The following is a 25982-nucleotide window of genomic DNA, read 5'->3' as shown; positions in this document are numbered from 1 at the left end:
GCATGACATAGACGTAATCTGAGAACTGCCGGACGACGGTGAGGTCGTGCGTGATGAGGATCACCGCCATCCGCAACTCCTTCTGCAGGTTGCGGATCAGATTGAGGATCTGCGCCTGCACCGTGACGTCAAGCGCGGTTGTCGGTTCGTCGGCGATCAGCACATCCGGATCATTGGCGAGCGCCATTGCGATCATCACGCGCTGACGCTGTCCGCCAGAGAGCTGATGCGGATACTGCTTCAGCCGCGCCTCCGGGTCCGGAATCTGCACATGTTTCAGCAGTTCCAGCGCCCGGGCCTGGGCTTGCCGGCGGCCGACCCTCTTGTGCACCCGGATCGCTTCAACGATCTGGCTGCCGATCGTATAGATCGGATTGAGCGAACTCATCGGCTCCTGGAAGATCATCGAGATCCGGTTGCCGCGCAGCTTGCGGCGGGCGCGTTCGGAGAATTTCAGGATGTTGGCGCCGTCATACTCGACGGTGGACTTCGGCGAGATGACCGCGCGCTTTGAAAGAAGCCCCATCACCGTGCGGGCAGTCACCGATTTGCCGGAGCCGGACTCGCCGACGATCGCAATCGTCTCTCCGCGGTAGAGCTGGAACGAGACATTCTTGACCGCCTCCACCACGCCGTCCTCGACCTTGAAGTTCACCGCAACATTGCGGGCGTCGATGATCGGGCTTTCCGAGCGGCCGTCGTGGTCGTGCCGGACGGGCGGTGCGAACGAACTGACAAGAGCAAGAGCCATCTTCACCACCTCAATATGGATCGACCGCATCGCGCAGACCGTCACCCAGCGCATTGAAAGCGAAGACGGTGACCAGCACGAAGCCGACGGGAGCGAGTATCCAGGGATACGTGCCAATGACGGAGTAATTCGCCGTATCCTGTAGCATCAGACCCCACGAGATCAGCGGCGGCTTCACGGCAAAGCCCAGGAAGCCAAGGAAGGATTCGAGCAGCACGACGCTTGGAATATGCAGCGTCACGGCCACGATCACGTGGCTCATCACGTTCGGAAAGATGTGCTGGAAGATGATGCGCCGGTCGGACGCGCCGACGGCCATCGCCGCCCGTACATAATCGATGCGCGCGAGTGCCAGCGTCTTGCCGCGCACCTCGCGCGACATCTGCGCCCAGCCAAGTGCCGACATGACGACAATAACGAAGGCGAGGAAGACGTTGGTGGGTGCGGTAACCGGGATGAGCGATGTCAGCGCCAAATAAAACGGCAATTGCGGGAAGGCGAGCACCAGTTCGACGAAGCGCTGGACCCAGATATCGAAGGTCCCTCCGAAGTAACCGGAGACCATGCCGACAGTTGTACCAACGATCGTGACGATAAAGACGACCGTCAGTGCGATCATCAGCGAAATACGCGAGCCGATGATTGCACGCGAAAGGACGTCGCGGCCGAACTTATCAGTACCGAGAAAGTGCACCGGCTCGCCGTCTATCGAACCGAAGAAATGCCGGCTGGCGGGGATGAAGCCGAAGAGCTTGTATTCCGCGCCTTTCACGAAGAAGCCGAGATAGCGCGGATTGTCATAGTCGGGGCCGACGATCGGCTGGAAGGTGATCGGATCGAGTTCCTCGGAATCGGCGAGCGCATAGACACGTGGCCGGAAGACGAAATTGCCGTCCTTGTCGTGGAAGCTCATGACCTGCGGCGGCGCAAAACCGACATCGGTCGCCTTTGGGTCCATCGGCGCAAAGAAGTCGGCGAAGATCGCCATGACGATCAGAAGGACGACAAGCACCAGACCCATCATGCCGGTCCATGACCGCCTCAGACGGCGCCAGACGAGCGCGATGTAGCTTTCGTTGCCATGCGACGGTTTCTTGACGGTTGTTTCGTGCGGCGATGACGGAGAGGAGTCGAAGGCGAACATCTCAGGCTCCTCCATATTGGCGGACACGCGGATCAAGCAGGGCAAGCAGCATGTCGGCGATAATGTTGCCGACGATCAGCGTGGCGGAGAGAACCATCATGAAGGTTGCGGTAACGTAGACATCGCCGACAGCCATGGAGCCGACGATGGCGGGGCCGACGGTCGGAAGCGCGAAAATGATCGCCGTCTCGATCTCGCCGGTCAGCATGTAGGGCAGAACGACGCCCTGATACATGACCAGCGGATGCAGGGCATTCGGTACGGCGTGGCGCATGACCACTGCGCCACCGGTCAGGCCCTTGGCCTTGGCGGTCTCGACATATTGCGCGTTCAACGTATCGAGCAGGTTGCCGCGCATGACACGCATATTGTAGGCGAGCCCGCCGAAGGTGGCGATCGCCACGACCGGCCAGACATGGCTGACGAGATCCACGAACTTCGTCCAGGACCACGGAGCACCGCCATATTGCGGCGAGAAGAAGCTGCCGATCTCCGAGATGTTGAACTGGAATACCAGCAGATAGACAATGATCAGCGCCATCAGAAAGCGCGGCACCGTCATGCCGAGGAAGGAAATGCCGGAGAGCAGGCTGTCGATCCAGCTATATTGTCTTGTTGCCGCCCAGATGCCGAAACCGATGCCAAGCACCGAGGCGAAGAGATGGCAGACGAGCGCAAGAAGCAACGTCCGCGGCAGCCGTTCGCCGACAACGTCGGCCACCGGTTTGTTGTAATAGAGGCTGTAGCCGAAGTCGCCGCGCGTGACGATGCCCGTGATCCAGTTCACATACTGGACGACCATCGGCTTATCGAGCCCGTGCTCGACGCGATAGGCCTGCGCCTGCGCCTCGGCCTGCGCGTAGGATGCACCGCCCTGATTGATCAGCTGCGAACGGATATAGTCGCCATAGTCGCCGGGTGGCGCCTGGATGATTGCGAATGTCACCACGCTCAGGATGAGAAGCACGGGTATCGCGGACATTATGCGCACGAGCAGGAATCGGAACATCGGACGGTTCGCTTCTCCTTGCCGCCAGTCGCTCTTCGTCAGCGCGGCCGGCTAGTTGGTTATGTCCGGCCGCGCGCCACGCGCGGCCGGAAGCCCATTTCATCCGGGAGGGAGCTCTAGTTTAGCGGACCCTTCTCGCCCGGCTTGCCGGGGAGCTGTTCAGGGAAGAGTTCGTATTTCTGCTGCTTGTCGGCAGCCACCCACAGGCGCTCGCGGACGACGGAGTCTTCAGCCCAGTTGAACATGAAGATTGGCGTACCTTCAGGAATGTTCGAGAAGCGCTTGTTGATGATCAGCGCACCCGGATATTCCGTCAGGCCGACCGTGTAGACATGCTCCGTCGAGATCTTCTGGAACTGCTTCATCAGGTTGACGCGTTCGTCATTGTCCTGCGTGGCGGTGAACTTGTTGATGATGTCCACCAGCTCCTTCTCGTAGGGCATCATGTCGACCTCGCCATTTTCCGGCGCGCGATGGTTCCAGCTCGTCCGCGGACCGACAGGGGCCAGCTGCTCGGTGTTCTGCACGACCGAGGAGAGCTCGGTGTCGTTGCGCCGCAGCAGCCAGTCGAAGCGGCCGGAATAGTTGGCGGCATCGCGCTGGTTGCCGTTCAGCCCGTTGAGGACGACACGAAGCCCAAGCTTCTCCATCTGTCCGACAACACCTTCGGCAAGGCTCTTGTCGGTCGTGTAGTCGTTGTTGACGAGCATGACGATCTCGACATTCTTGCCGCCCGCGGTTCCGGCCGGGAAGTTCACGAAGCCGTCGCCATCGGTATCCTTGAGACCGGCCTTGGCGAGTTCGGCCTTCGCACCTTTAAGATCGAAGGGGTAGTAGACGGTGGATTTGCGGTCGTAGAAGCTCGTGCCCGAGGAAATGCCGCCGGGATAGATCGCCGTGAACGGCCCCTTGACCAGCGAGTCGCCGATCGCCTTGCGGTCGATTGCCATGGTGACGGCCTTGCGGAAGTCCTCGTTGCGGTTGAGCTCGCGGATAGCCTGGCCCCGCTCGTCGGGATTGCCCCAGCCATTGGCCGAGAAGTTCATGCGCAGGTTATAGCCGATAAGCCGGGGTCCGAAGGCGAGACGGGCCGGAGCCGTCTTTTCCGCCGCGCGTTTCAGCGATGCCACGAAGTTTTCCGGCTGCTCGAGATTCGAAAAGTCCCCGGAGCCGGCAACGGCCTGAACATCACGGTCGGCCCAGGTCGAGAGCTTGTACTGCAACTCGTTGAGATAAGGCAGCTGATTGCCCTTCTCGTCGACCTTCCAATAGTAGGGATTGCGGCGCATGACGATGATGTCATCCGGCCGGTATTCGACCGGCGTCCAGGCGCCCATCACCGGAATGTTCATATATTCCGGTGGGAAGGCGTTTTTGAACTGCTCGTAGGTGTTCTTCGAATATTTCGGATGCTGCGGCTTCAGGATATGCGAGGGACCCGGGCAGAAGGTTCCGTAAGCCATCGCGTACAGATACTGCTTCGGAAACGCCTCCTTGAATGTCCATTCCACGGTGTAATCGTCGATCTTCTTCAGCGTCGTGCCGGCGCCGAAGGTTTCCGGCGTCGCGCCGTTCAACGGCGAAACGTTCGGATCGAGAACTTCGTCCTCCCAGTAAAACATGAGGTCGTCGGCGCCGAACGGAGCGCCGTCCGACCATTTCGCACCTTCGATCAGGTACATCGTCAATTTATGACCGTCCTTCGACCATTCCCAGCTCCTGGCGAGGTTCGGAAGCGGTTCGGTGTCCTTGGCTTCGACCTGGAAGAGCGGACCGGTGCGCGTCAGGCATTCCGACAGGCCGATATCGATGCCGCCCCAGCCCTGTGTCTGGCCCGCGCCATAGTTCCAGCCTTCCGGCCGACCACCGATGACGTGCCGCATCGTATCGCCGTAGATGCCGACGCCATCAGGCATGTTGCCGGTCTTGTAAACCAGCGGCTCCTTCGGAAGGCGGTCCTTGACGGGCGGCAGCTTGCCGGTGTCGACGAACTTCTTCGTGACCCAATCCGGCTCGTGATATTCCGGCAGCGCCTTGAATTCCAGAATGGAATCGCGCGCCACGTATTTGATCTTCCCTTCGGCCGGGAAAGGTGCTGGTTCCGGTGCGACGGTCGGTTCGGCAGCATATGCATGCAAGGCCGCGACCGAGACGCTCAGCGAAAGTGCGGTCAGAATGCCAAGATTGCGAAAATTCCTCATCGTCTCTCCCTCTTGTTCGGAGCGCCCGCAGGCAGCTTCCGCTTCTCCTCTAACGACGTGAAACCGGGTTTTGACGCGGTGGGTTTCCCTCCCGGAAACCCGCCGCACCCCATTCTACACGAAATTCAAACGGCCTGTTTCAGAGCCTCCTTCTCAGCACGCAGCTCATCGATCGAGCGCACGTTGCGCCGCGCAGCGCCTGCCCAGTCGCGCGTCTTCACGCTGGCCTTCGACAGGCGCTCCTTGGCGGCGGGGACCGCATCGGCGTATTGCGGCAGCCAGCGGGCCTGGGCGACGACCATTTCATCGACCATCTGCCAGACTTCCTCCGGCGTGGAGACAGCCCCGACCAGCGGATCATGCAGCACGGCGAGCTTCAGGAGATCGACATCGCCGCTGATCGCCGCATGAACCGACATCCGCTGCACGTTGATCGACGAAATGCAGGTGGCCGCACAGGCTTCCGGAAGGGTGATGCCGGAGACCATATTGACGCCAAAGCGATCGACGAAGCCCGGTGACTCGATGATCGCATCAGCCGGTAGGTTTGTAATCACACCGTTGTTCTTGACGTTGAAATGGCCGCGATAAACGCGGTTAGTCTCCAGCGCCTCGAGGATATGGCTCGCATGCTCGTTGGAACGCCTGGACGGATCGATCGGCTTGGATGCGGATTCGAGAAACTGCGGGAATTCGGTCTCGAACCAGTTGCGGGTTTCCGTCGAGTGACGGAGATAGCCGCCGGTCTCGCCGTGGATCCAGTCCGACATGTCGATCCATTTGGTGATCTCGTCCGGACGCTTGCGATACCAGGGCAGATATTCGGAAAGGTGGCCGTTGCTTTCCGTCGAATAGACGCCGAAGCGCTTCAGCACGTCGATGCGCAGCTTTTCCTGTTGCGAATAGACGGGATGCGCCTCGAAAGCGGCGACGAGTTCGTCCTTGCCGATCTTCCGGCCGTTGAGGCGGAGATCAATGAACCAGGTCTGATGATTGATGCCCGAGCAGATATAGTCGAGCTCCTTCGGCGACTTGGCGCCAAGCACCTCGGCGATCTGCTCTGCCCCGTGTTGGACACCGTGGCAGAGGCCGACCGTATCAACCTTGCCGTACTCGATGGCCGCCCAGGTGTTCATCGCCATCGGGTTGGCATAGTTGAGGAATTTTGCACCGGGCTCCGCGACTTCGCGGATGTCCTTGCAGAAGTCGAGAATGACGGGAATGTTGCGCTGGCCGTAGAGAATGCCGCCTGCGCAGATCGTATCGCCAACGCACTGGTCGATGCCGTATTTCAGCGGAATGCGGATGTCGTCGGCATAGGCTTCGAGACCGCCGACGCGCACGCAGCTGATGACGTAGCGCGCGCCTTCAAGCGCCTTGCGGCGGTCAGTCGTTGCCGTGACCCTCGTCGGCAGCCTGTTGGACTCGACGATCTTGTCGAGGATCGCCTTGATCATCTCGAGGTTATGCTGGCTCAGATCCGTGAGCGCGAATTCGACGTCCTTGAATTCCGGCACGCATAGAATGTCGGTAAACAGCTTCTTGGTGAAGCCGACGCTGCCTGCCCCGATGATAGCGATTTTGAAACTCATAACCTTCACCTCGATCCAATCAGATGGTAGGTAAAAAAGGCGAGAGAGGAGACAGGCCACATGCTGGCGCATGTCGTCCGAAAATGCCAGAAATTGAGCCTGTATTCCTCCCGGCCGTCCTTTCGACCGCGATCTCTTCCTCTTATGCAAAGGGATTATGCGCATATTCACAAAGGTGGCGAGAGAAGTATTATGCTTTCGAGGGTAATTTTGTGCTGCACAATTTGATCGCCAATGGCCAGTCGATGAGGACGGTCTCTCTGCCTCGCGGCCGACAGCGATTGCATGCCATGCCGACCAGCGCGGGCTATGAGGTGCGGGAGAACGAAGTCTACGACTGGGATGGCAGAAAGCGCGGACAAACACCTTTTACGGTGCTTCAGCACACGATCAGCGGTCGCGGCCGGCTTCGTTACCAGAACAGGACCCACAACCTTGAAGCCGGCGATACAATGATGGTGCTTGTGCCGCACAATCACCGCTACTGGCTCGAAAAGGGTGACCGCTGGGAATATTTCTGGATCTCGATGCACGGCGAGGAGACGCTCAGAATCCACAAGATGGTGCTTGGTCTTGCAGGTCCCATTCTAAGGCTGCAGCCATCGACCATCGACCATCTTGCCGACTGCAGCCTTCGCCTGATCAAAGGAGCCACCACGTCTGGTGCGGCTTCCGCGATCGCCTACGAGGCGGCGATGGCACTCTACGATGATGTCTTCGGCTCACCGGCTTTTGCGGCAGACCTCAGCGCCATGCAGCCGGTCATCGATCATATACACGCCAATCTTGAGCAGCCATTGCCGGTCAGCGAGCTGGCGAGCATCGTCGGCCTCAGCCGCGCGCATTTTTCCCGCAGCTTTGCGGAGAGCGAAGGCGTCCCGCCTGCCGAATATGTGCTTCAACAGCGGCTGCAACGGGCGACGAAACTATTGACGAAAGCAGATTTCCTGCCGGTCAAGGAGGTGTCGATCATGTGCGGCTTTGACGACCCCAACTACTTCTCCAAAGTCTTCCGGCGGGTGTACGGCATCACTCCGACCGAATTCCGGACCACCGGCATGTATGCAAGCATCGGAAAGGCCCGTTGAACGGAATTCGGTTTACTGTGCTGGTTTATCGGCAAAATGAGCCATGGCAAACTCCGCCGCATGCTGGTTGGAGCGCCGAGCTTGGTCGAGCCAGAACGGAAATAGCGAGGCCTCGTGGAAAAGCCCCGGCACTACATCCAGCCGCGTATCGACGTTTGCGGCCTTCAGCTTATCGAAAAGACGTTCGACATCCCCCCGCAAAGACTCCTTGTCGCCGACCTGCAGGAGGACGGGAGGAAACCCCGTATAGTCATTGTTTATCGGTGATACTTGCTGAAGCGAGGTGCTTGCCTTCCCCGCATACTCCTTCCCCACCTGCTGCAGCCATTCCCGGCTGACGGAAACCTCGTCCTCGCCATCCGCTGGAACCGCCGCACCCTCGAAATCGACGATCGGGCTGATTGCTATGACGGCAGCAGGCTTCTCGGCGTTCGTAGCGATCTGGCGAAGGGACATTTGGAGCGCCAGGGTTCCGCCGACGGAGTCGCCGATCACCACAATGTTTCCCGCTTCGTACCCGGACTCGAGCAGCCATCGAAAAGCGGTGAGCGCATCGTTGACCTGGCGCGGAAAGCGGTATTGCGGCAGCAGCCGATACTCGATCAACAGCACATCGGCGGAGGTCGCCTTCGCGAACGAAGCCGCAATATTGCGATGGCTACGCAGGGAACCGCCATAGAAGCCTCCACCATGAAGAAAGAGGATGGCGCGCTTGCCAAGTGGATGGTGGAGTCGAGCGGGCCAAATCAGCTCGCCTTCGACGCCATCGGCATCGACTTGGCGTATCTGCACTCGGGTTGGCTGAGGGGTCGCCCTCATCGCCTCCTCGAAGCGCCGCTTTCGATCGCCAAAATCGGCCTTATCGTCCAGCAGCCGAGCGATGATTTCGGTCGCGCGCGATCGCAGGTCGTAGGTTGGTGCACTGGCGTCGTCGGCACGGGCAATATCGATCATCGGCGACAATGCTAGAAGCAGGCACGCCATCGCTCTGCCAGCCAAGCCGACCTTGGTTCTTGATCGCAATGGCATGATGTTCCTCTTCACCCTCGCCTCGGCTGAATGTCGCTACGACTCGCCAAGACTGTAGCGGCAATTGCTATCGTGTAAAGGAAGGACAACAGTCGCTGGGAACCTGTCCCAAGCATGCAGCAGGGTTCCCGCTGAGATCATCTTTCTGGCTCAACGACGATGCTTGGTTCAGCGACACCTCTTCACAAAGGCGACGTCAGACCGCTTGACCGGCTAGTGCACCGGTTGCTGTTTGGCTCTGGCGACGATCTGCGTCGGATTGACGAACTGCAGCGCAAGCACCAGCCAGACAAGCGTCGTGATCATATAGACGACAGCCATGGCGTCGATCGACTGACCGGCGCGGACGCCTGAAGCGAAGACAGCATAGTAGAGCGATACGACCAGCGTCTGCGTCGTCGGCCCGGCGATGAGGAAGGTGAGTTCGAACATGGCGATGGTGCGCACCAGCACCAGGAGCAATGCAGCCAGCATCCCTGGCAGCAGCAGTGGCAGCAGAATGCGGATGAAGAGGCTTGTCGTGCCCGCGCCGAACACGCGCGCAGCCGCCTCGATACGCGGGTCGATTTGCTCGATGAAAGGGATCATGACGAGCACGACGAAGGGGAAGGATGGCACGAGGTTGATCAGCACCACGCCCCAGAAGGTACCGCCGAGGCCGAGCTGGTAGAGCACGGTTGCAAGCGGGATGCCGTAGGTCAAAGGCGGGATCAACAGCGGCAGGAGGAAGAGCAGCACGATCAAGCGCTTACCCGGAAAATCGCGTCGAGCCAGCGCGTAGGCGGTCATGACGCCGAGAATGCCGGAAATCAGCGTGACGGTGAAGACGATCTCGAAGGTGACGAGCACGACGCTCGAAAGCTGGAACTCCTTCCAGGCGCTGAAGTACCAGCGCGTCGTCCAGCCGGCAGGCAGCCACGTGCCGAGCCAGCGCGTCGCGAAGGAATTGATGATGACGACGGCAATCACCGCCAGAAGGTTCAGAATGAAAAGGCCGGCCGCCGCCCAGATGGCAACGCGCCAGATCTTCGATGCAAGGCCTTGGTCCCGGATCATCACTTAGCCTTTCGTGCCGCCGGCAGGGCCGCGATAGAAGAGAGACCGGCAGCCGAGAACAGCCACCACGACAAAGAGTTCGACGCCGCCCATGATGAGGGCAATCGCCGAGCCCAGCGAATGGTCATATTGTTCGAACGCCGCCTGGTAAGCGGCAATCGAGATGACGCGCGTCGGCCCGGCGGGCGCGCCGAGCAAGACGGCCGACGGAAACACCGCGAAAGCCTGAACGAAAGCAAGGCAGAAGGTGACGGCGAGCCCGGGAACCAGGAGCGGCAGGAAAACCCGGTAGAAGCGCCGCCATGGACCGGCCCCCAGCGTGGCTGCGGCATGTTCGATCGCCGGATCGATGCCGGTAACATAGGAAAGCGTGAGCAGGAAGGCGAAGGGAAAGCCGGTGATCAGCAACGAGGCGAAGACGCCCCAATAGTTGTTCGTGAGCTTGAGCGGCGAATCCAGGATGCCGAGCACGAGCAGCGCGTGATTGAACCAGCCGCGCGGCCCCAGGAAGGTCAGAAGACCGTCTGCAACGAAGACCGTGCCGAGCGTGATCGGCAGAACAAGGATCGTCGTCAGCAATCTCTGGCGTCGCATGAGTCGCACGCGGAAGGCGATAGGAACCGCGAGCGCAAGATTGACGATCGTCACCGGAAGAGCGAGCCACATCGTCGCGCCGATCGTGTTGTACTGAAAGGGATCGGTGAAGAACTTTGCGTAGTTCGCGTACCAGGGGCCGCCCTCCTTCGGCGTCAGCGAGTCCGCGACGCCGTAGAGGAACGGATAGACAAAGAGCGCGATCATGAAGATCAGCCCCGGCAGCACCAGCATCGTCGTGCCGTCGAGGCCGCGGGCGGCAAGCCGGGTGCGAAGCGACGGCCCGCTCACTTAGCGGCCCCCTTGAAGACAAGCGCCCTGCCGGTTACCGGCTGCAGCGAGGTGGATGCGCCCCGCGGCAGAACGTCATCGGCCCGGAAATAGAGGTCCGATCCATCCTTCGCGGTCGCCATGCCGAAGAAGGCGCGGCCGCGATATTCCATGCTGGTCACGGTCGCCGGAATCCCCGCCCCGTCCGAGGTTGCAACGAGATCTTCCGGGCGGACGGAGAGCACCGCCGCATCGCCCACCTGAAGCGGCATCCGCATGGTGCCGGTCAAGCGGGCGCCGGCTGCCTCGATCTCAGCCTCGTCGCCGGAAACCGAAACGACACGTCCGGCGATGCGCGTCCGAAAGCCCATGAAATCGGCAACATTGAGGTTGACCGGCCGCTGGTAGAGGTCCTGCGGCGAACCGATCTGCTGAATGTGTCCCTGGCTCATCACCACGATGCGGTCGGCGAGCGACAGCGCCTCGTCCTGATCGTGGGTCACATAAATGGTCGTCGAACCGATCTGGTCGTGGATGCCTCGGATTTCAGCGCGCATCTCCAGGCGCAGCTTGGCGTCGAGGTTGGAAAGCGGCTCGTCCATCAGGACGATCGGCGGACGGATGACGACAGCGCGGGCGATCGCCACACGCTGCTGCTGGCCGCCGGAAAGCTGGCCGGGCAACTTTTCCGCCTGGCTTTCGAGCCGGACGAGCGCCAGCGCGTCATTGATGCGCTTGTCAGCCTCCGCTCCCTTGATGCCCTGCATGGCAAGGCCGAAGCCGACATTCTTGCGCACGCTCATGTGCGGGAAAAGCGCATAACTCTGGAACACCATGCCGAAGCCGCGCTTTTCCGGTTCCAGCTGGTCGATGCGGTTGCCGCCGAGGCGGATTTGGCCGCCCGAAAGCCCAAGCAGCCCCGCGATGCAATTGAGCGCCGTCGACTTGCCGCAGCCGGAGGGACCGAGCAGGGCGATGAATTCACCCGGCTCGATCGCCAGGTCGATGCCGTCGAGGGCGTTGTACGTCCCGAAGGACCGGCGCAAGCCATCGAGTTCGAGACGGGCATTGTTGCGCGAAGACAGCGCTGTGTTGTTAACCGGCGAATTCAACGCAAACTCCATTCTCTGTAAGAAAAGAGCGGCGCCGGCCAAAAGAGGCGGCGCCGTCTTGTTCGATCAGCCCTTCTTGGCGCCGATCTTTTCGTCCCAGATGCGGAAGGCGTCGACGAGTTGCTTCGGCTCCAGCGGCACTTCGAGCGGATTGCTCGCGATCCAGTCGGCATATTCCTCGCGGCCGAACTCCTTGATCACGTCCTGGCTTTCCTGCGGCGCCATGTCGATCGTGACGTCCTTTACTGCCGGGCCCGGATAGAAGTAGCCGGCGTCATAGGCAATCGCCTGCTGCTTCGGCTGCAGAATGTAGTTGATGACATCCATGAGAACGGCCATCTTCTCATCGGAAACGCCCTTCGGAATGACGGCGTAGTGCGCATCGGTGACCCAGTGGAAGCCGTCGAGCTTCTGCACCTTGGCTTCCGCTGGAACGATGCCGAGGGCACGCGGATTGATATCCCAGCCGGTGGTGGTCGCGACCATGTCGCGGGTGCCTTCGCCGAGTTCCTTGAAGACCACCGCAGTACCCGTCGGATAATATTCGATGTTTTCACCAAGAGCTGCGAGATACTCCCAGGTCTTGGACCAGCCGTTGACCGGATCGCGGGGATCGCTGTCGCCGAGCAGGTAGGGAAGGCCCATCAGCAGCGTTCGGCCGGGACCGGAATTGGCGGGGCGGGCATAGAGGAACTTGTTCTTGTTCTGCTTCGTCCAGTCGAGAAGCTCCTGTGCCGTCTTCGGCGGAGTCGCGACCTTGTCCGGCATGTATTCGAGCAAGGGGCCTGACGGATAGTAGGTGACGACGACGCCATGATCCTTGGCGAGCGCCTGCATCTTGAAGGCCTGCGGCTGCAAAATACTTTCCAGATTCGGAAGCTCGGCCTTGTGGGCTGCGAGATCGATCCACAGGTCCTGGTCGAGACCGGCCGAAAGAGCATCCGTCCCGGTCAGCACGAGATCGATATCGACCTTGCCCGCCGCCTGCTGCGCCTTGATCTTGCCTGGCAACTCGGGTGCCGGAGCCTTGGTGAAGGCGAAGCTTGAAACCCAATCTGCCTTTTCCGAGGCATAGGCTTCAAACATGCCCTGCGTCAGCGCCAGATTGCCGGCGACGTCGGCAATGGTAATGGTCACCGGGCTCGCCGGCTTCTTCGCCTGGGCGAAAAGCCGGGTGGGCAGCATGCCTGCAACGGCAACGCCGGCCGCCGTTCCGACAAATGTTCTGCGCGTAATTTTCATGATGTTCTCTCCTCCTCTGCGGCAGTTACCCGGGCAAAACCCCAGCCACGCCTGCCTCCCAAGATCTGCAGAAATCTCCAATATCCTTATCAAGAGCGCCGCTCCTTCCGGCGCGTCTTGGCAATGCAGTTGAATTGATATACTAGTATGCACGAGAGAGTCAACGTTAAGGAAATTTCATGCGGCAGGCATCCAGCTCCGAAGCGATCGACTTTCCGGCTCTGCCGGAAAGACCGCGGAAGCTGCGCCGCGTGACGACAGCGAATGCCATTTTCGAGCGGCTGCATGCGGATATCGTATCGCTGCGCATGGCGCCTGGCATGGTTCTTCAGGAAAAGCGCATCGCCGAAGAATTCGGCGTCAGCCGCACACCGGTACGTGAAGCCTTGCTTCGGCTTTCCGACGGCGGTCTCGTCGATATCTTTCCGCAATCAGGCACGGTCGTTTCACGCGTCCCTGTATCGGCAATCCCGGAGGCAGTCGTCATCCGCAAGGCGCTCGAGAGCACGACCGTCGAAAGTGCCGCCAGAATTGCCGAGCCGCGGCATATCGCGCAGCTTGACTCCATTATCGCCCGGCAAAACGCGCTCGCGGCTCTCGGCGATGCGTCCAACTTCCATGAAGAGGACGAGGCGTTTCACGAGGCGATAACGCAGATCGCCGGCTATCCAGGGATCTGGTCCATCCTGAAGACCGTCAAGGTACAGATCGACCGGGCCCGGCGGCTGACGCTTCCGGCCCTGGGTCGCATGGACAATGTCGTTCACGAGCACAAGGTGATCCGCGACGCGATCGCAGCCCATGACGTGGAGGCAGCGCGAGCCGCCATGCTTCACCATTTGAGCGCCGTCATCCCTGACGTCGCCGAGCTTCGGGCACGCCATCCCGATTATTTCTGCTAGGCGGATCCGGCTGATCAATAAGCAAAGAGACAAACAAGGAGGAGACAGATGCGGCAAGGTTGGAGATGGTTCGGGCCTGAGGCTCCCGTCACCCTGGACGACGTGCGCCAGGTGGGCGCGACGAACATCGTTTCCTCGCTGCATCAAGTGCCGATCGGACGCGCCTGGACCGAAAGTGAAGTCGGCGAACGCAAGTCGATGATCGAGACCACCCCGCCCGGCCGTTCGTCCCTTACATGGTCCGTGGTGGAGAGCATCCCGATCCCCGATGCGGTCAAGCGCAAAGGCGGGAAGGCCAAAGCCGAAATCGAAGCTTGGATCGCAAGCCTCGAAGCCGTCGCCGCCTGCGGGATCCCGATCATCTGCTACAACTTCATGCCGGTTGTCGACTGGACACGCACCGAGCTCGACTATGTGACATCGACCGGTGCGACCGCGATGCGTTTCGATCACGAGCGTTTCGCTGCCTTCGATCTCTTCGTTCTACAGCGCCAGAGTGCCGGCGATGACTATTCGGCAGAAGACCAGAAGCGTGCTCGCGAAGTTTACGAGAGCATGACGCAAGAAGAGATTGACGACATTACGCGCAACATCACCTCGGCGCTGCCCGGCTCGACCACCGAGCCACTGACCATTCCCGCCTTCCGCGACAAGCTCGTGTCTTATGCAGGCATTGACGCCGCCAAGCTTCGGCAGCACCTCATCGAATTCCTGCAGGCCGTCACGCCGGCCGCCGAAGCGCGCGGCGTCAAGCTGACCTTGCATCCGGACGATCCGCCGCGTTCGCTCTTCGGTCTGCCGCGCATCGCATCCAGCGCCGAGGATTACGCCGCCCTCTTCGATGCCGTTCCCTCGCCGGCGAACGGCATGTGCTACTGCACCGGCAGCCTTGGTGTGCGCGCCGACAACGACCTGCCGGCAATCGCCCGCCGCTTTGCCTCGCGCATCTACTTCGCGCATCTGCGCGCCACCAAACGCGAAGCCGATGGCCGGACGTTCCATGAGAGCGCTCATCTGGAGGGCGATGTCGATATGGTCGCAGTCCTGAAGGAGCTCGTGGCCGAAGACCGCAAGCGCGGCGCGAAGGATGAAATCGTCTTCCGCTCCGACCACGGCCACCGCATGCTCGATGATCTCAACAAGACCGTCACCCCGGGCTACCCCGCCATCGGCCGCATGCGCGGACTGGCGGAGCTCCGCGGGATCCTCTATGCGCTGGGGGCAATACCATCCTGACCGGCTGGAAGGACCTGCGCCAAACGGCGCGGGTCCGTCTTCCTGCTCTTAAATGCGTGAGGGAGGCGGCGTTTCGGTTATCATACCTTTGCCTCGCCCGCCTTCTCCGGATCGGGCGCAAGCCGGCCGCGTTCATCGGCCTCCATCAGCTCGGCGCTGACATTGCGGATGTGCCGGGCCATGGCCTTGTAGGCGGCATCCGGATTGCGGAGGCGTAACGCCGCCAGCACCGCATGATGGTCGCCGATCCAGAGCGGACGGACGCTGGGCGCGTGGATGTGCTCGTGCAGCTTTTTCCACATCAGGGATTCATCGCGCTGTGTCCACAGGGCTTCGACCATGGAAAAGATGACGGCGTTCCCGGTCATCCGGGCGATCGTCAGGTGGAAGTCGCGGTCGCCCTTTTCGGTGAGCGCCACGGCATCCGTTTCCTGCTCCATTCGGGAGATACAGTCCTCGAGCACGGCGATGTCGTAATTCGTCGCGCGCTCGGCGGCGATGGCAGCTGCGCTCGCCTCCACGGCAAGCCGCGCTTCCAGGAGCTCGAACGGGCCGGGGCCGGCATCCGTCGGGAGCATGTCGAAATTAACCTGTTTGCCGCGAACAGGGCGCACGATGATGCCCGCCCTGCCCTTCACCTCGACGATGCCACGCATCTCGAGCGCGATGACCGCCTCGCGAACGACCGGGCGGCTCACTTCCAGCTCTTCGGCCAGTTCGCGTTCCGAAGGCATATGCCAGTCCGGCTTTCCGGCATTTGCCTCGATCATGCGCAAGATCCGGCGTGCGACGACCTGGTAGAGTCGCTGTTCGCCTTGAAGCCGGAGCGCAGGTCGAGCTGCCTCCATGAAGGGTCTCCTTAGCGCGTCACCCTAGCGGATGACGCGATTTTTGTTGCGCCGCGGTCAGCGGCCGGCGGCCAAGCGCCGCTCCTCCTCAGGAAGCCACGAGCGGTAAAGCGGGTGCTCGGCCGTGATCGGCAGGGGCGTCGGTTGGCCGGTGCGCTGCGAATGATAGGCCGCCGTCACCAGTTCCAGTGAATTGCGCGCGTCCTGGAGCGTCACCGGCGGCTCCTTGTCCTCCACGATCGCCTGGTGGAAGAGCTCGAACTGACGGGTGTAGCCGTCTTCCTTGACTTCGTAACCTGCCAGCGCGTCGTCGACGCGCTTCTGGTGCTCCTCGGTCCCGGCATTGAAGGTCCAGGGGTCGCGGCCCATCGTGTAGGGTTCGAGAATGCTTTCGGCGACGACATCGCGGAAGCAGAAACGCAGGCGAGAGATTTCCTTGCGCGAGCCGAGCGTCATCGAAAGCGCGGCAAGCGATCCGTTCTGCATCTTGACCGCAAGGACCGCCGTGTCTTCCGTTTCAATCGGATTTACGAGGGTCGCACCATAGGAGAAGACTTCGGCGCAGGCGCCGTGCACGTAGTTCAGCATGTCATGCGCATGGATCGCGTGGCCGAGCAGGCCGCCGCCAAGCTCGCTCGCCCACTTGCCGCGCCATGGCACCGCGTAATAGTCGGGTCCGCGCCACCAGTGCGTCTCGATCGTCGTCATGAACGGCTGGCCGGTGAGACCAAGTTCGATGAGCCGCTTCAGCTTCTGCAGGCCGGAACCATAGCGGTACTGGAAAATCGGCATCAGCTTCCCGCCGCCCGAGCGGGCAACGATGTCGCTCATCTCATCGACTTCGGCGATCGAACCGAAGAGCGGCTTTTCGCAGATCACATGCTTGCCGGATTCGATGCTTTTCCGGCAGAACTCGAAATGCGAATCCGGCGGGCTCGCAATGTCGATGATGTCGAGGTCATTGCGGGCGAAAAGCTCGTCGACGTTCTGGGTATATTCGGGAATGCCATGCTTGGCGCAGAGTTCGCGCCCGCGGTCTTCGTCCAGCGAGCACAGGACGGGCACTTCGAAAAGATCCTTGTTCCAGTCGAAACCGCTCAGGTGCCGGGAAGCGATACCGGCACCGATGACGCCGACGCGCAATTTGTTCGTCATGGTATCTCCTCCTATCGTCCGCCGATCCGCGCAGCCTTGGTCTGCCCCTCGAGCGAAAGACGGCAAACCTCATAAACATGAACCTGGGTCATCGCCGTCTCCGTGCGGTCCCGCACGTCCGCGGTGAACGCCTCGAAATAGTCGAGCTTCTCGCCGCTGCAATCGATGTAGGTGTTTTCCTTGCCGTTCACGAGGAACAGGTGATCCTTGCCGGGGCGGCCGGAAATATCGATGTATTTGCGAAGTTCGATGTAGCCCTCCGTGCCAAGAATGGTCAGGCGACCGTCGCCCCAGGTCGGCAGCGCCTCGGGCGTGAACCAGTCGACGCGGACGTAACCGGCGGCCTTGTCCGAGCGAAGCAGCACCTCGCCGAAGTCCTGGAACGCCGGCTTTTCCGGCATGCCGAAATTGCCGATGGAACTTGCAACCACTTCGCCGCTCGTCGAGCCGGTATAAAAAAGAAACTGGTCGATCTGATGCGAGGCGATATCGACAATGATGCCGCCGAAGGCCTCCGGATCGAAGAACCAGTCCGGCCGCGTTGGCAGCTGGAGCCGGTGCGGGCCTACGCCGAGGGTCTGGATCACTTTGCCGATCGCCCCTTCCTTGACCAGCTTTCCAGCCTTGACGGCAGAGCGCACGCAATGGCGCTCCGAAAAGCAGATCGAAAAGATCTTGCCGGTTTCGGCGACCGTCTTTTTCACTTCTTCGAGCTGCTCGAAGGTGGTGACGCCGGGCTTGTCCGTCATCACGTCCTTGCCGGCCTTCATGGCCCGGATCGCAAGGCCGGCGCGATCGCGAGGAATGGCGGCGATGCAGATGACGTCGATGGTCGGATCGGCGAAAATCGTCTCACGGTCGATCTGCGGCGCGTCCGGATATGTCTTCTTGAAATTTTCGAGCAGCGCCGGAACCGACGTCTTCGGGCAATAGCCAACAAATTCCCCGCCCGCGGCAAGCAATCCCTTTACATGATCGAACGTATGCCCATGGTCGATTCCGACGACGGCAAATCTCAGCATTGACGCCTCCTCCTGCAAAGCCGCCATGCTGGCAGCATCCATTTTCTCCCAACCTGGTCAAACCAGACACTCAAGAAGGATTGTTGTCAAGGATACTTGTGCTGCAGATTCGCAAGCAACCGCTGTTCCCTAGGCCGCAGGCGCTGGCCCGGAGATTTCGTGATACGATCAGCTGGTCAGACCAGATGCCTCGGCGGGTGGCGCCAAAGCGCGATCCACCGACTGCTCTTCGCTGGACTGAGGAACTATGCTGTCCGCTCTGCGGCTTGTTCAAGCTCCGGGGAAACAAGGATCTTGTCGACACGGCGGCCATCGAGATCGATGACTTCGAAGCGCCAGCCATCCTTCACAAAACTTTCGCCGAGTTCCGGCAGATGCTTCAGCTCCTCCAGCACGAGGCCGGCCACTGTCTGGAATTCAATATCGTCGTCGAGCTTGAAATGCATGAATTCCGCGAATTCGTCGATCTGGGTCCAGCCCGAAACAAGGTAGGAGCCATCGGCGCGGCGGACGATCGCCTGCTCGTCGGCAGGTCCTTCCTGCAGCGCACCCATGATTGCCTCCATGATGTCGCCGGAAGAAACGATGCCTTCGAAATGGCCGTATTCGTCGTAGACAAGAACCATGTGAACCGGCGATTTCCGGATCGCCTGAATGACATGCGTGGCGGTCGAAAGATCCGAGATCACCGGCACTTCATGGGTCAGCGACTGAATGCTGGCATGACCATGCGTGTGCAGCGCATCGTAGAAGTCTTTGACGAAGAGGACGCCAAGCACCTCGTCTGAACTGTTACGGCGAACCGGCAGGCGGGAGCGGCGCGTCTGATGCAACTGCTTGCGAATTTCCTCAAGGCTGTCTTCGATATCGATGACCTCGACATCACGACGGGGCGTCATCAAGGCTCTCGCCGTCCGGTCCGCGAGGCGCATCACGCCGGAAATCATCGCGGATTCCTCGCTCTCGATCACGCCGGCGCTCTGTGCTTCGGCGAGCACGGTCTTGATCTCCTCGTCGGTCACGCCATCGCTGCCCTTTCCCGATTGTCCGAGAAGCGTAAGCACAAGCTTACCCGAAGCGTCGAGAAGCCAGACGAGGGGCAAAGCGAGCTTGGAAAGTACGGCCATGGCCGGAGCCATCCTGCTGGCAACCGTTTCAGGCTCGCGCAGGGCAATCTGCTTCGGCACCAGTTCGCCGATAATCAGCGAGAGGTAGGTGATCGCGACGACGACCGCACCAACGCCAACCGCGTCGGAGACAGCCGGCGAAAGGCCCTGCGTGGCCAGCCAATTGGCGAGGCGGCCGCCAAGGGTCGCGCCCGAAAAGGCGCCCGAAAGGACGCCGACGAGCGTAATGCCGATCTGAACGGTGGAGAGAAAACGGCCTGGGTGTTCGGCAAGTTTGATCGCCTGGGCAGCGCCGCGGCTGCCTTGATCGGCTAGTACCCGGAGGCGGGCGGGACGGGAGGAAACGACGGCAAGTTCGGACATTGCAAGCACACCGTTCAGAACGGTGAGCATGACCACGATTACAATTTCCAGAAACAAAAGAAGCTCATGATATTGACAAAGATATCCTAGGATAGGGCCAAAGCGCCCAGAAGGAAAGCAAGGCGGAGCCCTACGTTCGGCTATTTTGTGGGAGCCCTATCTGTCGGGCGCTCCGTCATTGCGCCGAAGCCGGTGAAACCCGCCAAATAGTATTGCCGACGTCATCAGCAACCAGCAGTGCGCCCTTGATGTCGATGGCGACGCCAACAGGACGGCCACGCGCCTTGTCGTCCGGGCCGATGAATTCCGTCAGCACATCCCGCGGCGGACCGGACGGCTTGCCGTCGGAGAAGGGAACGAAGATGACCTTGTAGCCGCTGCGAGGTTTGCGGTTCCACGAACCGTGTTGGCCGACAAAGGCGCCGCCCACATATTCCGGGCCGAACAGGTTGCTCGTATTGAAGGTAAGGCCGAGCGAGGCGGTGTGAGGACCAAGGGCATAGTCGGGAACGATCGCCCTGGCGACCAGATCGGGATTTTGCGGCTTCACGCGGCTGTCGACGTGCTGGCCGAAATAGCTGTAGGGCCAGCCATAAAAGCCGCCTTCCTTGACCGAGGTCATGTAATCGGGAACCAGGTCGCTGCCGATCTCATCCCGTTCATTGACGGCGACCCAGAGTGCGTTGGTCCGTGGCTCCCAGGCAAGTCCGTTCGGATTGCGCAAGCCACTTGCGAAAACGCGAACGGCTTTTGTGGCAAGATCGATTTCGAGGATCGATGCGCGGTTCTTCTCCAGATCCATACCGTTTTCGCCGACATTGCTGTTCGAGCCGACGGTGGCGTAGAGCTTGGCGCCATCGAGGCCGGCAATGATATCCCTGGTCCAATGGAGATTGATCGGGCCCGCGGGCAGATCGGCGATCTTCTCACCTGGGGCAGTGATCGCTGTCTGCCCCTTTTCGTAGGGAAAAGCCATGATCGTGTCGGTGTTGGCGACGTAGAGCGTGCCCTTGGAAAAGGCCATGCCGAACGGCGAGTTGAGGCCCTTCAGAAAAGTCGCCCGCATCTCCGCCGTCCCGTCGTGATCGGCGTCACGGAGCAGGGTAATACGGTTTGCACTCTTCACCTCAGCGCCGGCTCGCCTCATTAACGCGCGTTCGACCCAGCCGCGGATACTGAAGCCGACGTCACCGCCCTTTGGCGGCCTGTTGCTTTCGGCAATCAGCACATCGCCGTTCGGCAGCACGTGGATCCAGCGCGGATGGTCGAGACCCTTGGCGTAGGCCTCCACCTTCAGACCGCCAGCGGCCTTTGGCGTGACCCCGTCCGGCCAGCTCGACGCCTCGGCCACATTGAGCGTCGGAATCAGCGTAGGGTTCGGCGCAGGCAAGGTCGGCGACGGGCCGTAACCTTGCTCGATCGGGACCGTAGCGGAGTCGCGTTCAAACATGAAGATCCACCCTCCTCCAACGAGCATGACAACGAGGACGACGGCGATGACTTTCTTCATGGATAGCTTCCCGAGTACGCTGCTAAACGCCTCGAACTGCGAGAGGTTTTAGGGCTCCCGTCGCCGGCGCAGTCTTCCACGGAAAAGTGCCCCGGTTGACGATACTTCTTGAAAGCGCATTTGAGGCCTTGCGGAACTTTTTGGGGCAATAGGCGGTTCTTCCTGCTCAACAGCCTGGGGAGAAATCCATGACGCAGATTCGCGAAACCGCGCGCCGAAGCCGGACTGTGCGCGGGCGTCCCTACAGCCTCCATGAGTTTGCTGAGAAATATGGTCTCGACGATGACCAAGCGAAGAATCTTTTCAAGCGATTTGGTCCGTCTTCGATAGAACTCGACCTCTTGATGGCAGCCAAGCGCCGTCCGCCGGTGCGGCTTGAACATGTGCTTTAAGGAGCCGGCGATGACCGACAAGGATAAAATCCGCAAGGACGCAGAAGGGCAATTCGCCCGGACACGCAAGGGCGCGAAAAACAGTGGCGTCAGCAGCGCCAAACCGCGCGTTATCACCCATTCCGACGACGCAACCGTGCATCGCAACCCACCGGGAAGCAAAAAGCCGGAGAAGGATTGGGATGTGAATTACGATGAAGGCGAGAACGCAGGGAAGCAACCGTCCTGAAGCCCCCGATGACACCGCGCAAGCCGCATACTGGACCTGGCTGTCTCACGAAAAAGGATGAACGATGAACGCCTCGACCGGGACCAAGAAGGGCAGGCCCAACCCTGCGCTCATGAAGGCCAGGGCGATGCCCCAACTCATAGATCCCGATGCCGAGCCTTTCGTCGCCGAGGCGATAAGAGAACTCGTTGACTGTAAGATTCCCTTCCTCGTCGCCGGTACCTACGCGGTTTGCGCCTATACCGGTATTTCCCGCCAGACCAAGGATTTCGACATCTTCTGCAAGGCCGGTGACTACGCCCGCATTCTCGGCCATTTCAAGGAAAGGGGCTATGCGGTCGAGGTTGAGGACGAGCGGTGGCTTGGCAAGATCTTTCAGGGCAAGCATTTCTTCGACGTGATCTTTGCCTCTTCCAATGGCACCATGCCCGTCGGCGAGGACTGGTTCGAGGATGCCAGGCAAGTTGAGATGTGCGGCTGCCCGGTCTGGATCGTCAGCCCGACCGAATTGCTGTGGTCGAAGTTCTTCATCCAGCTTCGCCATCGGTACGATGGAGCGGATGTTGCCCATGTGATCCTTCGCGCCCACGACAAGATCGATTGGCGCAAGTTGCTCGGCTACATGGAGGTGCACTGGGAGGTGCTGCTTATCCACCTCCTGAACTTCCGCTGGATCTATCCGACGGAGCGCGACAAGATTCCGCAGTGGCTGCTCGATGAATTGCTCGACCGCCTGGCTGCTCAGCGCGAACTGCCCCTTCCGCAGATGAGAATTTGCCGCGGCCGCATGTATTCCCGGGCCGATTTCGAAATCGATGTCAAGGAATGGGGATTCGCCGATGTCGGCGGCGAAGGCGAACTGCGCGGCGATTGGGAGAAGAAGGATGAGTGATAGCGGCAACACGGTCAAAATTGCAGCCGTCGCCGATCTTCATGTCAGGGAAGATGGCGGCAAGTCCTATAAGGAACTGTTCGGCGAAATCTCATCTGTTGCGGACGTGTTGGTCATCGCAGGCGATCTGACCGACCTGGGCAAACCCAGGGAAGCGGAGTTGCTTGCCGTCGACCTCCGGAATTGCTCGGTGCCGGTCGTTGCAGTTCTCGGGAACCACGACCACGAAAGCGGTCACGTCGAGGAAATATGCTCCATTCTCACGGATGCGGGAGTGAAGCTTCTGAACGGTCAAACAGTGGAAATCGAGGGGGTCGGCTTCGTCGGCGTCAAGGGCTTCGTCGGAGGCTTCGGCCGGCATATGCTCGGCTCGTTCGGGGAAAGCGCAATCAAGGCGATGGTCGCGGAGAGCGTCGAAGAAACGATGCGGCTGGAAAATGCCATGCGCCAGGTGCGCGCCGATCGCTCGGTGGTCATTCTGCACTATGCACCGATTGTCGAGACGGTCACCGGCGAACCGCTTGAAATTTATCCCTTTCTCGGATCATCGCGCCTTGCCGAAACGATCGACCGCTTCAAAGTGAATGCCGTCGTGCATGGCCACGCTCATCGCGGCACCTACGAGGGTCGCACACCCGGCGGAGCTCCAGTCTTCAACGTGGCGGCGCACATCGAAAAGCCGACCGGCCGGCCCTATGCGCTGCTCGAGCTTTGAAACGATCACCAGCCTAGCCCGATTGAGCAGGCACTCTTGTCATTCGAATGCCGCTCTGCCCAGCACACGACGCCCGCGAACACGCTACGAAGTTTGTACGATAGAAGACAGTCGGTTGTGCTGTAATTTCAAGGCGCTAGGGTCCATTTCCATCGAGTCGGGCAATTCTTGTCCGCCGAGGGGAAACGAATGCCGACTGAAGACCGACAATACCGCAATGCACTTCTGAAAAGTATGGATGCAAGGGATCTGGCGCTTCTCGCTCCTCACCTCGAATACGTGACGCTCGATATTCCCTACGAGATTGAGAAGGCGCATGAGCCGGCCGACTATGTCGTTTTCCTGGAGTCGGGACTGGCCTCGATTGTGGCCCGGCTTTCGGGCAGGCGTGACATCGAGGTGGGTATCGCCGGGCGCGAGGGCATGACAGGGGCTGCCATCGTGCTCGGCGGCGAGCAATCGCCGAACATGACATTCATGCAGGTATCCGGAACCGGTTTTCGCATCTCCTCAACGAAGCTCCAGGAGGCGATCGACGCCAGTTCGACGCTCCGAGCCAGGCTGCTTGCCTATATTCAAGCCTTTATGGCGCAGATGTCGTCGACGGTCCTCGCCAATGGCCACTCAAAGCTGGAGGAGCGCCTGGCGCGCTGGCTGTTGATGGTCCACGACCGCATGGATGGCAACACAATTTCGCTGACGCATGAATTCCTCTCAATCATGCTGGGCGTGAGGCGCCCGGGCGTCACCGTGGCAGTCCACATCCTTGAGGGCAAAGGCTATATCCGCGCCAATCGAGGACAGATCACCATCCTCAACCGCAAAGGCCTGATTGAGGAAGCCAACGGCTCCTACGGAGCTGCGGAAGAGGAATACCTGCGACTGATAGGAACCCCGCTTTCGCGTCAGCAGTAATAGCGGTTGTACGCTAACGTACTCAAAAACTTTCTCGGGAACACACTTATTGCGCAGGCATTGCTCCAGCTAAGAAGGAGAAATGCCATGCCAACGGCTTCATTCGAACGGAACCGCGCCTCCCAAGCGGAAATTATCTCGCTACTTCCAGCACTTAAAGCATTCTCGAGACGTTTCGAGCGCGTTGAAAACGACGCCGACGATCTGGTGCAGGAGACCGTCTCAAAAGCTCTCTGCCATCTCGAACAGTTCCAGGACGGCACCAGCCTAAAATCCTGGCTCTTCACAATCATGCGCAACACCTATTGCAGCAGCTACAAGCGCCGCAAGCGCGAGCCTGTCGGCTGTGTCGGCGATCTTAGCGAATGTCAGGTGCCGGTGAAATCGACACAGGACTGGTCCCTGAGAGCCCGCGAGGTGCAGGCTGCGATCGATAAGCTCGGCGCGCGGCACCGCGATGCGTTGCTGCTGGTCGTGGGAGGCACGAGTTACGAGGAAGCAGCCGTGATCTGCCATTGCGAGGTCGGCACCATCAAGAGCCGAGTGAACCGGGCGCGCAGCCACCTCCTTGAAATACTTGGTGAAACACAGTTTTCAGAAGCAGCCTCGCTGCATTAAAATAAAGGGACAGTAAAATGAAGGGTCAAGACAGGGACGAATGGATCGCCCAGCGTGCCTACGCGCTCTGGGAACAATGCGGACGCCTGGACGGCAGCGATCTTGAGCATTGGATGGAAGCCGTTCGCGAGCGCGACGAGCTGGAACGCACCCAGGCCTCGGCGGACGGACGCGAAGTTCTGGTCCGCTTCAGGCCGAAAGCTCCGACGATGACACCGCGGCGACGAACCGCGCCGGCGGCCGCTGTTGCTGGAGGCTGATGAACCGGCGCAGTGGATTGAGCTCTGGCTGGGGTTTGCTGGATAAATCTTATCCGGCAAGGCGAGGATATTTTCGTACAGGATCTGCCACTTTGGCGGATCCGGCGAGTGCCATTGCGAAAAGCCAAGCGTTGAAGGTTCCGAAGTCCGGCGTGGTAGCACCCAATACCGAAGTCGCAAACGGTGCGATGAAGGCCCATCGCGCGCCATGCAGCACCGCCGCCCCCTCATCGTCGTCGGGCGGCAAGGGGTGGAGAAGTGTCAGCATGACGAAGCCATAGTACAGCATGCCGCCAAACAGGCCGACATTGCTCAACATCGATACGACGGAATTAGAAGCACGTGTGCCCCCTAGGCCGACCCCAAGCCCATAGCTGCTTAGAAACGCCTGCCAGGACGTCGCCGTCCACATGCTCCGTTCTTCGAACGAACTCGTGGTGTTCTTCTGAAGGATCGTCTCGTCGAGCATGGTAAGGAGTGGCGTCCATATTGCCGTGTCCACGACGGTGACGATCGCCACGATCACCAGAATGGCCGTCACGACCAGCAACTCGGCTGTCATGCCGCGACGCAACCGCGATCCTCTGACGATCACTGTTCCGCGCCAAAGCCATTCCATTCCTGCAGCCACGAAGAACACAAACAGACCGACATAGGAGGCCGATGAGGTTGATAGCCAGATAAACACCAAAAGAAGCACGAGGGTAGCC

The 25982-nt window shown here is 60.3% G+C and carries 25 protein-coding genes and 1 pseudogene; 10 read left to right on the top strand and 16 right to left on the bottom strand.

The window, feature by feature from the left end:
• From ACPYOJ_RS27340 to melA, 5 genes are all read right to left on the bottom strand, one after another.
• The coding region (locus ACPYOJ_RS27340) for an ATP-binding cassette domain-containing protein (protein WP_481419047.1) at positions 1–751 on the bottom strand (751 nt) is incomplete at its 3' end.
• 10 nt (positions 752–761) lie between these two features.
• The gene (locus ACPYOJ_RS27335; RefSeq protein ID WP_481419046.1) at positions 762–1895 is read right to left on the bottom strand and encodes an ABC transporter permease; all 1134 of its coding nucleotides are present in this window, start codon (positions 1893–1895) and stop codon (positions 762–764) included.
• Position 1896: 1 nt separating this feature from the next.
• Positions 1897–2904, bottom strand: coding sequence for an ABC transporter permease (locus ACPYOJ_RS27330; RefSeq protein WP_481419045.1), 1008 nt, complete (start codon positions 2902–2904; stop codon positions 1897–1899).
• A 116-nt stretch (positions 2905–3020) separates the two neighbouring features.
• Positions 3021–5105, bottom strand: coding sequence for an ABC transporter substrate-binding protein (locus tag ACPYOJ_RS27325; protein ID WP_481419044.1), 2085 nt, complete (start codon positions 5103–5105; stop codon positions 3021–3023).
• A 125-nt stretch (positions 5106–5230) separates the two neighbouring features.
• Positions 5231–6697: an alpha-galactosidase gene (gene melA, locus ACPYOJ_RS27320; protein WP_481419043.1), complete on the bottom strand. Its 1467-nt coding sequence runs from the start codon at positions 6695–6697 to the stop codon at positions 5231–5233.
• A 212-nt stretch (positions 6698–6909) separates the two neighbouring features.
• On the opposite strand from melA, the gene ACPYOJ_RS27315 reads away from it, so the two are divergent.
• A complete protein-coding gene (locus ACPYOJ_RS27315) occupies positions 6910–7785 on the top strand; it encodes a helix-turn-helix domain-containing protein (protein WP_481419042.1) in 876 nt (291 codons plus the stop codon).
• Between the two features lie 12 nt (positions 7786–7797).
• Here ACPYOJ_RS27315 and ACPYOJ_RS27310 read toward each other — a convergent pair whose 3' ends face one another.
• The 5 genes from ACPYOJ_RS27310 to ACPYOJ_RS27290 all read right to left on the bottom strand — a co-directional run bounded on the left by ACPYOJ_RS27310 (position 7798) and on the right by ACPYOJ_RS27290 (position 13088).
• Positions 7798–8814: an alpha/beta hydrolase gene (locus tag ACPYOJ_RS27310; protein WP_481419041.1), complete on the bottom strand. Its 1017-nt coding sequence runs from the start codon at positions 8812–8814 to the stop codon at positions 7798–7800.
• A gap of 213 nt (positions 8815–9027) precedes the next feature.
• Positions 9028–9870 carry an ABC transporter permease gene (locus tag ACPYOJ_RS27305; protein WP_481419040.1) on the bottom strand — a complete coding sequence of 281 codons (843 nt, stop codon included), beginning with the start codon at positions 9868–9870 and terminating at the stop codon, positions 9028–9030.
• 3 nt (positions 9871–9873) lie between these two features.
• Complete coding sequence (locus tag ACPYOJ_RS27300; RefSeq protein ID WP_481419049.1) at positions 9874–10698, bottom strand: ABC transporter permease; 825 nt, start codon at positions 10696–10698, stop codon at positions 9874–9876.
• Between the two features lie 53 nt (positions 10699–10751).
• Positions 10752–11858 carry an ABC transporter ATP-binding protein gene (locus tag ACPYOJ_RS27295; RefSeq protein WP_481419039.1) on the bottom strand — a complete coding sequence of 369 codons (1107 nt, stop codon included), beginning with the start codon at positions 11856–11858 and terminating at the stop codon, positions 10752–10754.
• A gap of 54 nt (positions 11859–11912) precedes the next feature.
• A complete protein-coding gene (locus ACPYOJ_RS27290; RefSeq protein ID WP_481419038.1) occupies positions 11913–13088 on the bottom strand; it encodes an extracellular solute-binding protein in 1176 nt (391 codons plus the stop codon).
• A 179-nt stretch (positions 13089–13267) separates the two neighbouring features.
• Here ACPYOJ_RS27290 and ACPYOJ_RS27285 point away from each other — a divergent pair, with 179 nt between their 5' ends.
• Positions 13268–13990, top strand: coding sequence for a GntR family transcriptional regulator (locus ACPYOJ_RS27285; protein ID WP_481419037.1), 723 nt, complete (start codon positions 13268–13270; stop codon positions 13988–13990).
• A gap of 48 nt (positions 13991–14038) precedes the next feature.
• Complete coding sequence (gene uxuA / locus ACPYOJ_RS27280; RefSeq protein ID WP_481419036.1) at positions 14039–15226, top strand: mannonate dehydratase; 1188 nt, start codon at positions 14039–14041, stop codon at positions 15224–15226.
• 80 nt (positions 15227–15306) lie between these two features.
• Here the strand turns inward: uxuA and ACPYOJ_RS27275 are convergent, their stop codons facing one another.
• The 5 genes from ACPYOJ_RS27275 to ACPYOJ_RS27255 form a co-directional block, all read right to left on the bottom strand.
• Positions 15307–16074, bottom strand: coding sequence for a FadR/GntR family transcriptional regulator (locus tag ACPYOJ_RS27275; protein WP_481419035.1), 768 nt, complete (start codon positions 16072–16074; stop codon positions 15307–15309).
• 57 nt (positions 16075–16131) lie between these two features.
• Positions 16132–17229: a Gfo/Idh/MocA family protein gene (locus ACPYOJ_RS27270; RefSeq protein ID WP_481419034.1), complete on the bottom strand. Its 1098-nt coding sequence runs from the start codon at positions 17227–17229 to the stop codon at positions 16132–16134.
• An 11-nt stretch (positions 17230–17240) separates the two neighbouring features.
• Entirely contained in the window at positions 17241–18251 is a 1011-nt protein-coding gene (locus ACPYOJ_RS27265) for a Gfo/Idh/MocA family protein (protein ID WP_481419033.1), read from the bottom strand.
• 245 nt (positions 18252–18496) lie between these two features.
• Positions 18497–19798 (bottom strand): hemolysin family protein, encoded by a 1302-nt coding sequence (locus ACPYOJ_RS27260; protein ID WP_481419032.1) that lies wholly within the window; start codon positions 19796–19798, stop codon positions 18497–18499.
• A 118-nt stretch (positions 19799–19916) separates the two neighbouring features.
• Positions 19917–21191, bottom strand: coding sequence for a PQQ-dependent sugar dehydrogenase (locus ACPYOJ_RS27255; RefSeq protein WP_481419048.1), 1275 nt, complete (start codon positions 21189–21191; stop codon positions 19917–19919).
• Positions 21192–21439: 248 nt separating this feature from the next.
• Between ACPYOJ_RS27255 and ACPYOJ_RS27250 the strand changes: the two genes are divergently transcribed.
• The 7 genes from ACPYOJ_RS27250 (at position 21440) to ACPYOJ_RS27220 (ending at position 25272) form a co-directional block, all read left to right on the top strand.
• The gene (locus tag ACPYOJ_RS27250; protein ID WP_481419031.1) at positions 21440–21643 is read left to right on the top strand and encodes a hypothetical protein; all 204 of its coding nucleotides are present in this window, start codon (positions 21440–21442) and stop codon (positions 21641–21643) included.
• A 10-nt stretch (positions 21644–21653) separates the two neighbouring features.
• The gene (locus ACPYOJ_RS27245) at positions 21654–21872 is read left to right on the top strand and encodes a hypothetical protein (RefSeq protein WP_481419030.1); all 219 of its coding nucleotides are present in this window, start codon (positions 21654–21656) and stop codon (positions 21870–21872) included.
• Between the two features lie 64 nt (positions 21873–21936).
• Positions 21937–22764: a nucleotidyltransferase family protein gene (locus ACPYOJ_RS27240; RefSeq protein ID WP_481419029.1), complete on the top strand. Its 828-nt coding sequence runs from the start codon at positions 21937–21939 to the stop codon at positions 22762–22764.
• Positions 22757–23479 carry a metallophosphoesterase family protein gene (locus tag ACPYOJ_RS27235; RefSeq protein ID WP_481419028.1) on the top strand — a complete coding sequence of 241 codons (723 nt, stop codon included), beginning with the start codon at positions 22757–22759 and terminating at the stop codon, positions 23477–23479. Before ACPYOJ_RS27240 ends, ACPYOJ_RS27235 begins: the two co-directional genes overlap by 8 nt.
• Positions 23480–23668: 189 nt before the next feature.
• Positions 23669–24394, top strand: coding sequence for a Crp/Fnr family transcriptional regulator (locus ACPYOJ_RS27230; protein WP_481419027.1), 726 nt, complete (start codon positions 23669–23671; stop codon positions 24392–24394).
• Positions 24395–24481: 87 nt separating this feature from the next.
• Positions 24482–25012 (top strand): sigma-70 family RNA polymerase sigma factor, encoded by a 531-nt coding sequence (locus ACPYOJ_RS27225; RefSeq protein ID WP_481419026.1) that lies wholly within the window; start codon positions 24482–24484, stop codon positions 25010–25012.
• Between the two features lie 17 nt (positions 25013–25029).
• On the top strand, positions 25030–25272 hold the full coding sequence (locus ACPYOJ_RS27220; protein WP_481419025.1) for a DUF2934 domain-containing protein: 243 nt from the start codon (positions 25030–25032) through the stop codon (positions 25270–25272).
• Positions 25273–25321: 49 nt separating this feature from the next.
• Here ACPYOJ_RS27220 and ACPYOJ_RS27215 read toward each other — a convergent pair.
• A pseudogene (locus tag ACPYOJ_RS27215) lies at positions 25322–25982 on the bottom strand (hypothetical protein); the annotation flags it as partial.

Source organism: Rhizobium sp. SVR5-9E, assembly GCF_056755095.1.
Note: the sequence above shows the minus strand (reverse complement) of the source record. Positions and strands in the feature narration are given on the sequence as shown.

Bases quoted from the DNA above. Each gene is read 5' to 3' on its own strand.
- ACPYOJ_RS27335 (WP_481419046.1), bottom strand. From the start codon at position 1,895: ATGTTCGCCTTCGACTCCTCTCCGTCATCGCCGCACGAAACAACCGTC.
- ACPYOJ_RS27330 (WP_481419045.1), bottom strand. From the start codon at position 2,904: ATGTTCCGATTCCTGCTCGTGCGCATAATGTCCGCGATACCCGTGCTT.
- ACPYOJ_RS27325 (WP_481419044.1), bottom strand. From the start codon at position 5,105: ATGAGGAATTTTCGCAATCTTGGCATTCTGACCGCACTTTCGCTGAGC.
- melA (WP_481419043.1), bottom strand. From the start codon at position 6,697: ATGAGTTTCAAAATCGCTATCATCGGGGCAGGCAGCGTCGGCTTCACC.
- ACPYOJ_RS27310 (WP_481419041.1), bottom strand. From the start codon at position 8,814: ATGCCATTGCGATCAAGAACCAAGGTCGGCTTGGCTGGCAGAGCGATG.
- ACPYOJ_RS27305 (WP_481419040.1), bottom strand. From the start codon at position 9,870: ATGATCCGGGACCAAGGCCTTGCATCGAAGATCTGGCGCGTTGCCATC.
- ACPYOJ_RS27300 (WP_481419049.1), bottom strand. From the start codon at position 10,698: ATGCTGGTGCTGCCGGGGCTGATCTTCATGATCGCGCTCTTTGTCTAT.
- ACPYOJ_RS27295 (WP_481419039.1), bottom strand. From the start codon at position 11,858: ATGGAGTTTGCGTTGAATTCGCCGGTTAACAACACAGCGCTGTCTTCG.
- ACPYOJ_RS27290 (WP_481419038.1), bottom strand. From the start codon at position 13,088: ATGAAAATTACGCGCAGAACATTTGTCGGAACGGCGGCCGGCGTTGCC.
- ACPYOJ_RS27285 (WP_481419037.1), top strand. From the start codon at position 13,268: ATGCGGCAGGCATCCAGCTCCGAAGCGATCGACTTTCCGGCTCTGCCG.
- uxuA (WP_481419036.1), top strand. From the start codon at position 14,039: ATGCGGCAAGGTTGGAGATGGTTCGGGCCTGAGGCTCCCGTCACCCTG.
- ACPYOJ_RS27275 (WP_481419035.1), bottom strand. From the start codon at position 16,074: ATGGAGGCAGCTCGACCTGCGCTCCGGCTTCAAGGCGAACAGCGACTC.
- ACPYOJ_RS27270 (WP_481419034.1), bottom strand. From the start codon at position 17,229: ATGACGAACAAATTGCGCGTCGGCGTCATCGGTGCCGGTATCGCTTCC.
- ACPYOJ_RS27265 (WP_481419033.1), bottom strand. From the start codon at position 18,251: ATGCTGAGATTTGCCGTCGTCGGAATCGACCATGGGCATACGTTCGAT.
- ACPYOJ_RS27255 (WP_481419048.1), bottom strand. From the start codon at position 21,191: ATGTTTGAACGCGACTCCGCTACGGTCCCGATCGAGCAAGGTTACGGC.
- ACPYOJ_RS27250 (WP_481419031.1), top strand. From the start codon at position 21,440: ATGACGCAGATTCGCGAAACCGCGCGCCGAAGCCGGACTGTGCGCGGG.
- ACPYOJ_RS27245 (WP_481419030.1), top strand. From the start codon at position 21,654: ATGACCGACAAGGATAAAATCCGCAAGGACGCAGAAGGGCAATTCGCC.
- ACPYOJ_RS27240 (WP_481419029.1), top strand. From the start codon at position 21,937: ATGAACGCCTCGACCGGGACCAAGAAGGGCAGGCCCAACCCTGCGCTC.
- ACPYOJ_RS27235 (WP_481419028.1), top strand. From the start codon at position 22,757: ATGAGTGATAGCGGCAACACGGTCAAAATTGCAGCCGTCGCCGATCTT.
- ACPYOJ_RS27230 (WP_481419027.1), top strand. From the start codon at position 23,669: ATGCCGACTGAAGACCGACAATACCGCAATGCACTTCTGAAAAGTATG.
- ACPYOJ_RS27225 (WP_481419026.1), top strand. From the start codon at position 24,482: ATGCCAACGGCTTCATTCGAACGGAACCGCGCCTCCCAAGCGGAAATT.
- ACPYOJ_RS27220 (WP_481419025.1), top strand. From the start codon at position 25,030: ATGAAGGGTCAAGACAGGGACGAATGGATCGCCCAGCGTGCCTACGCG.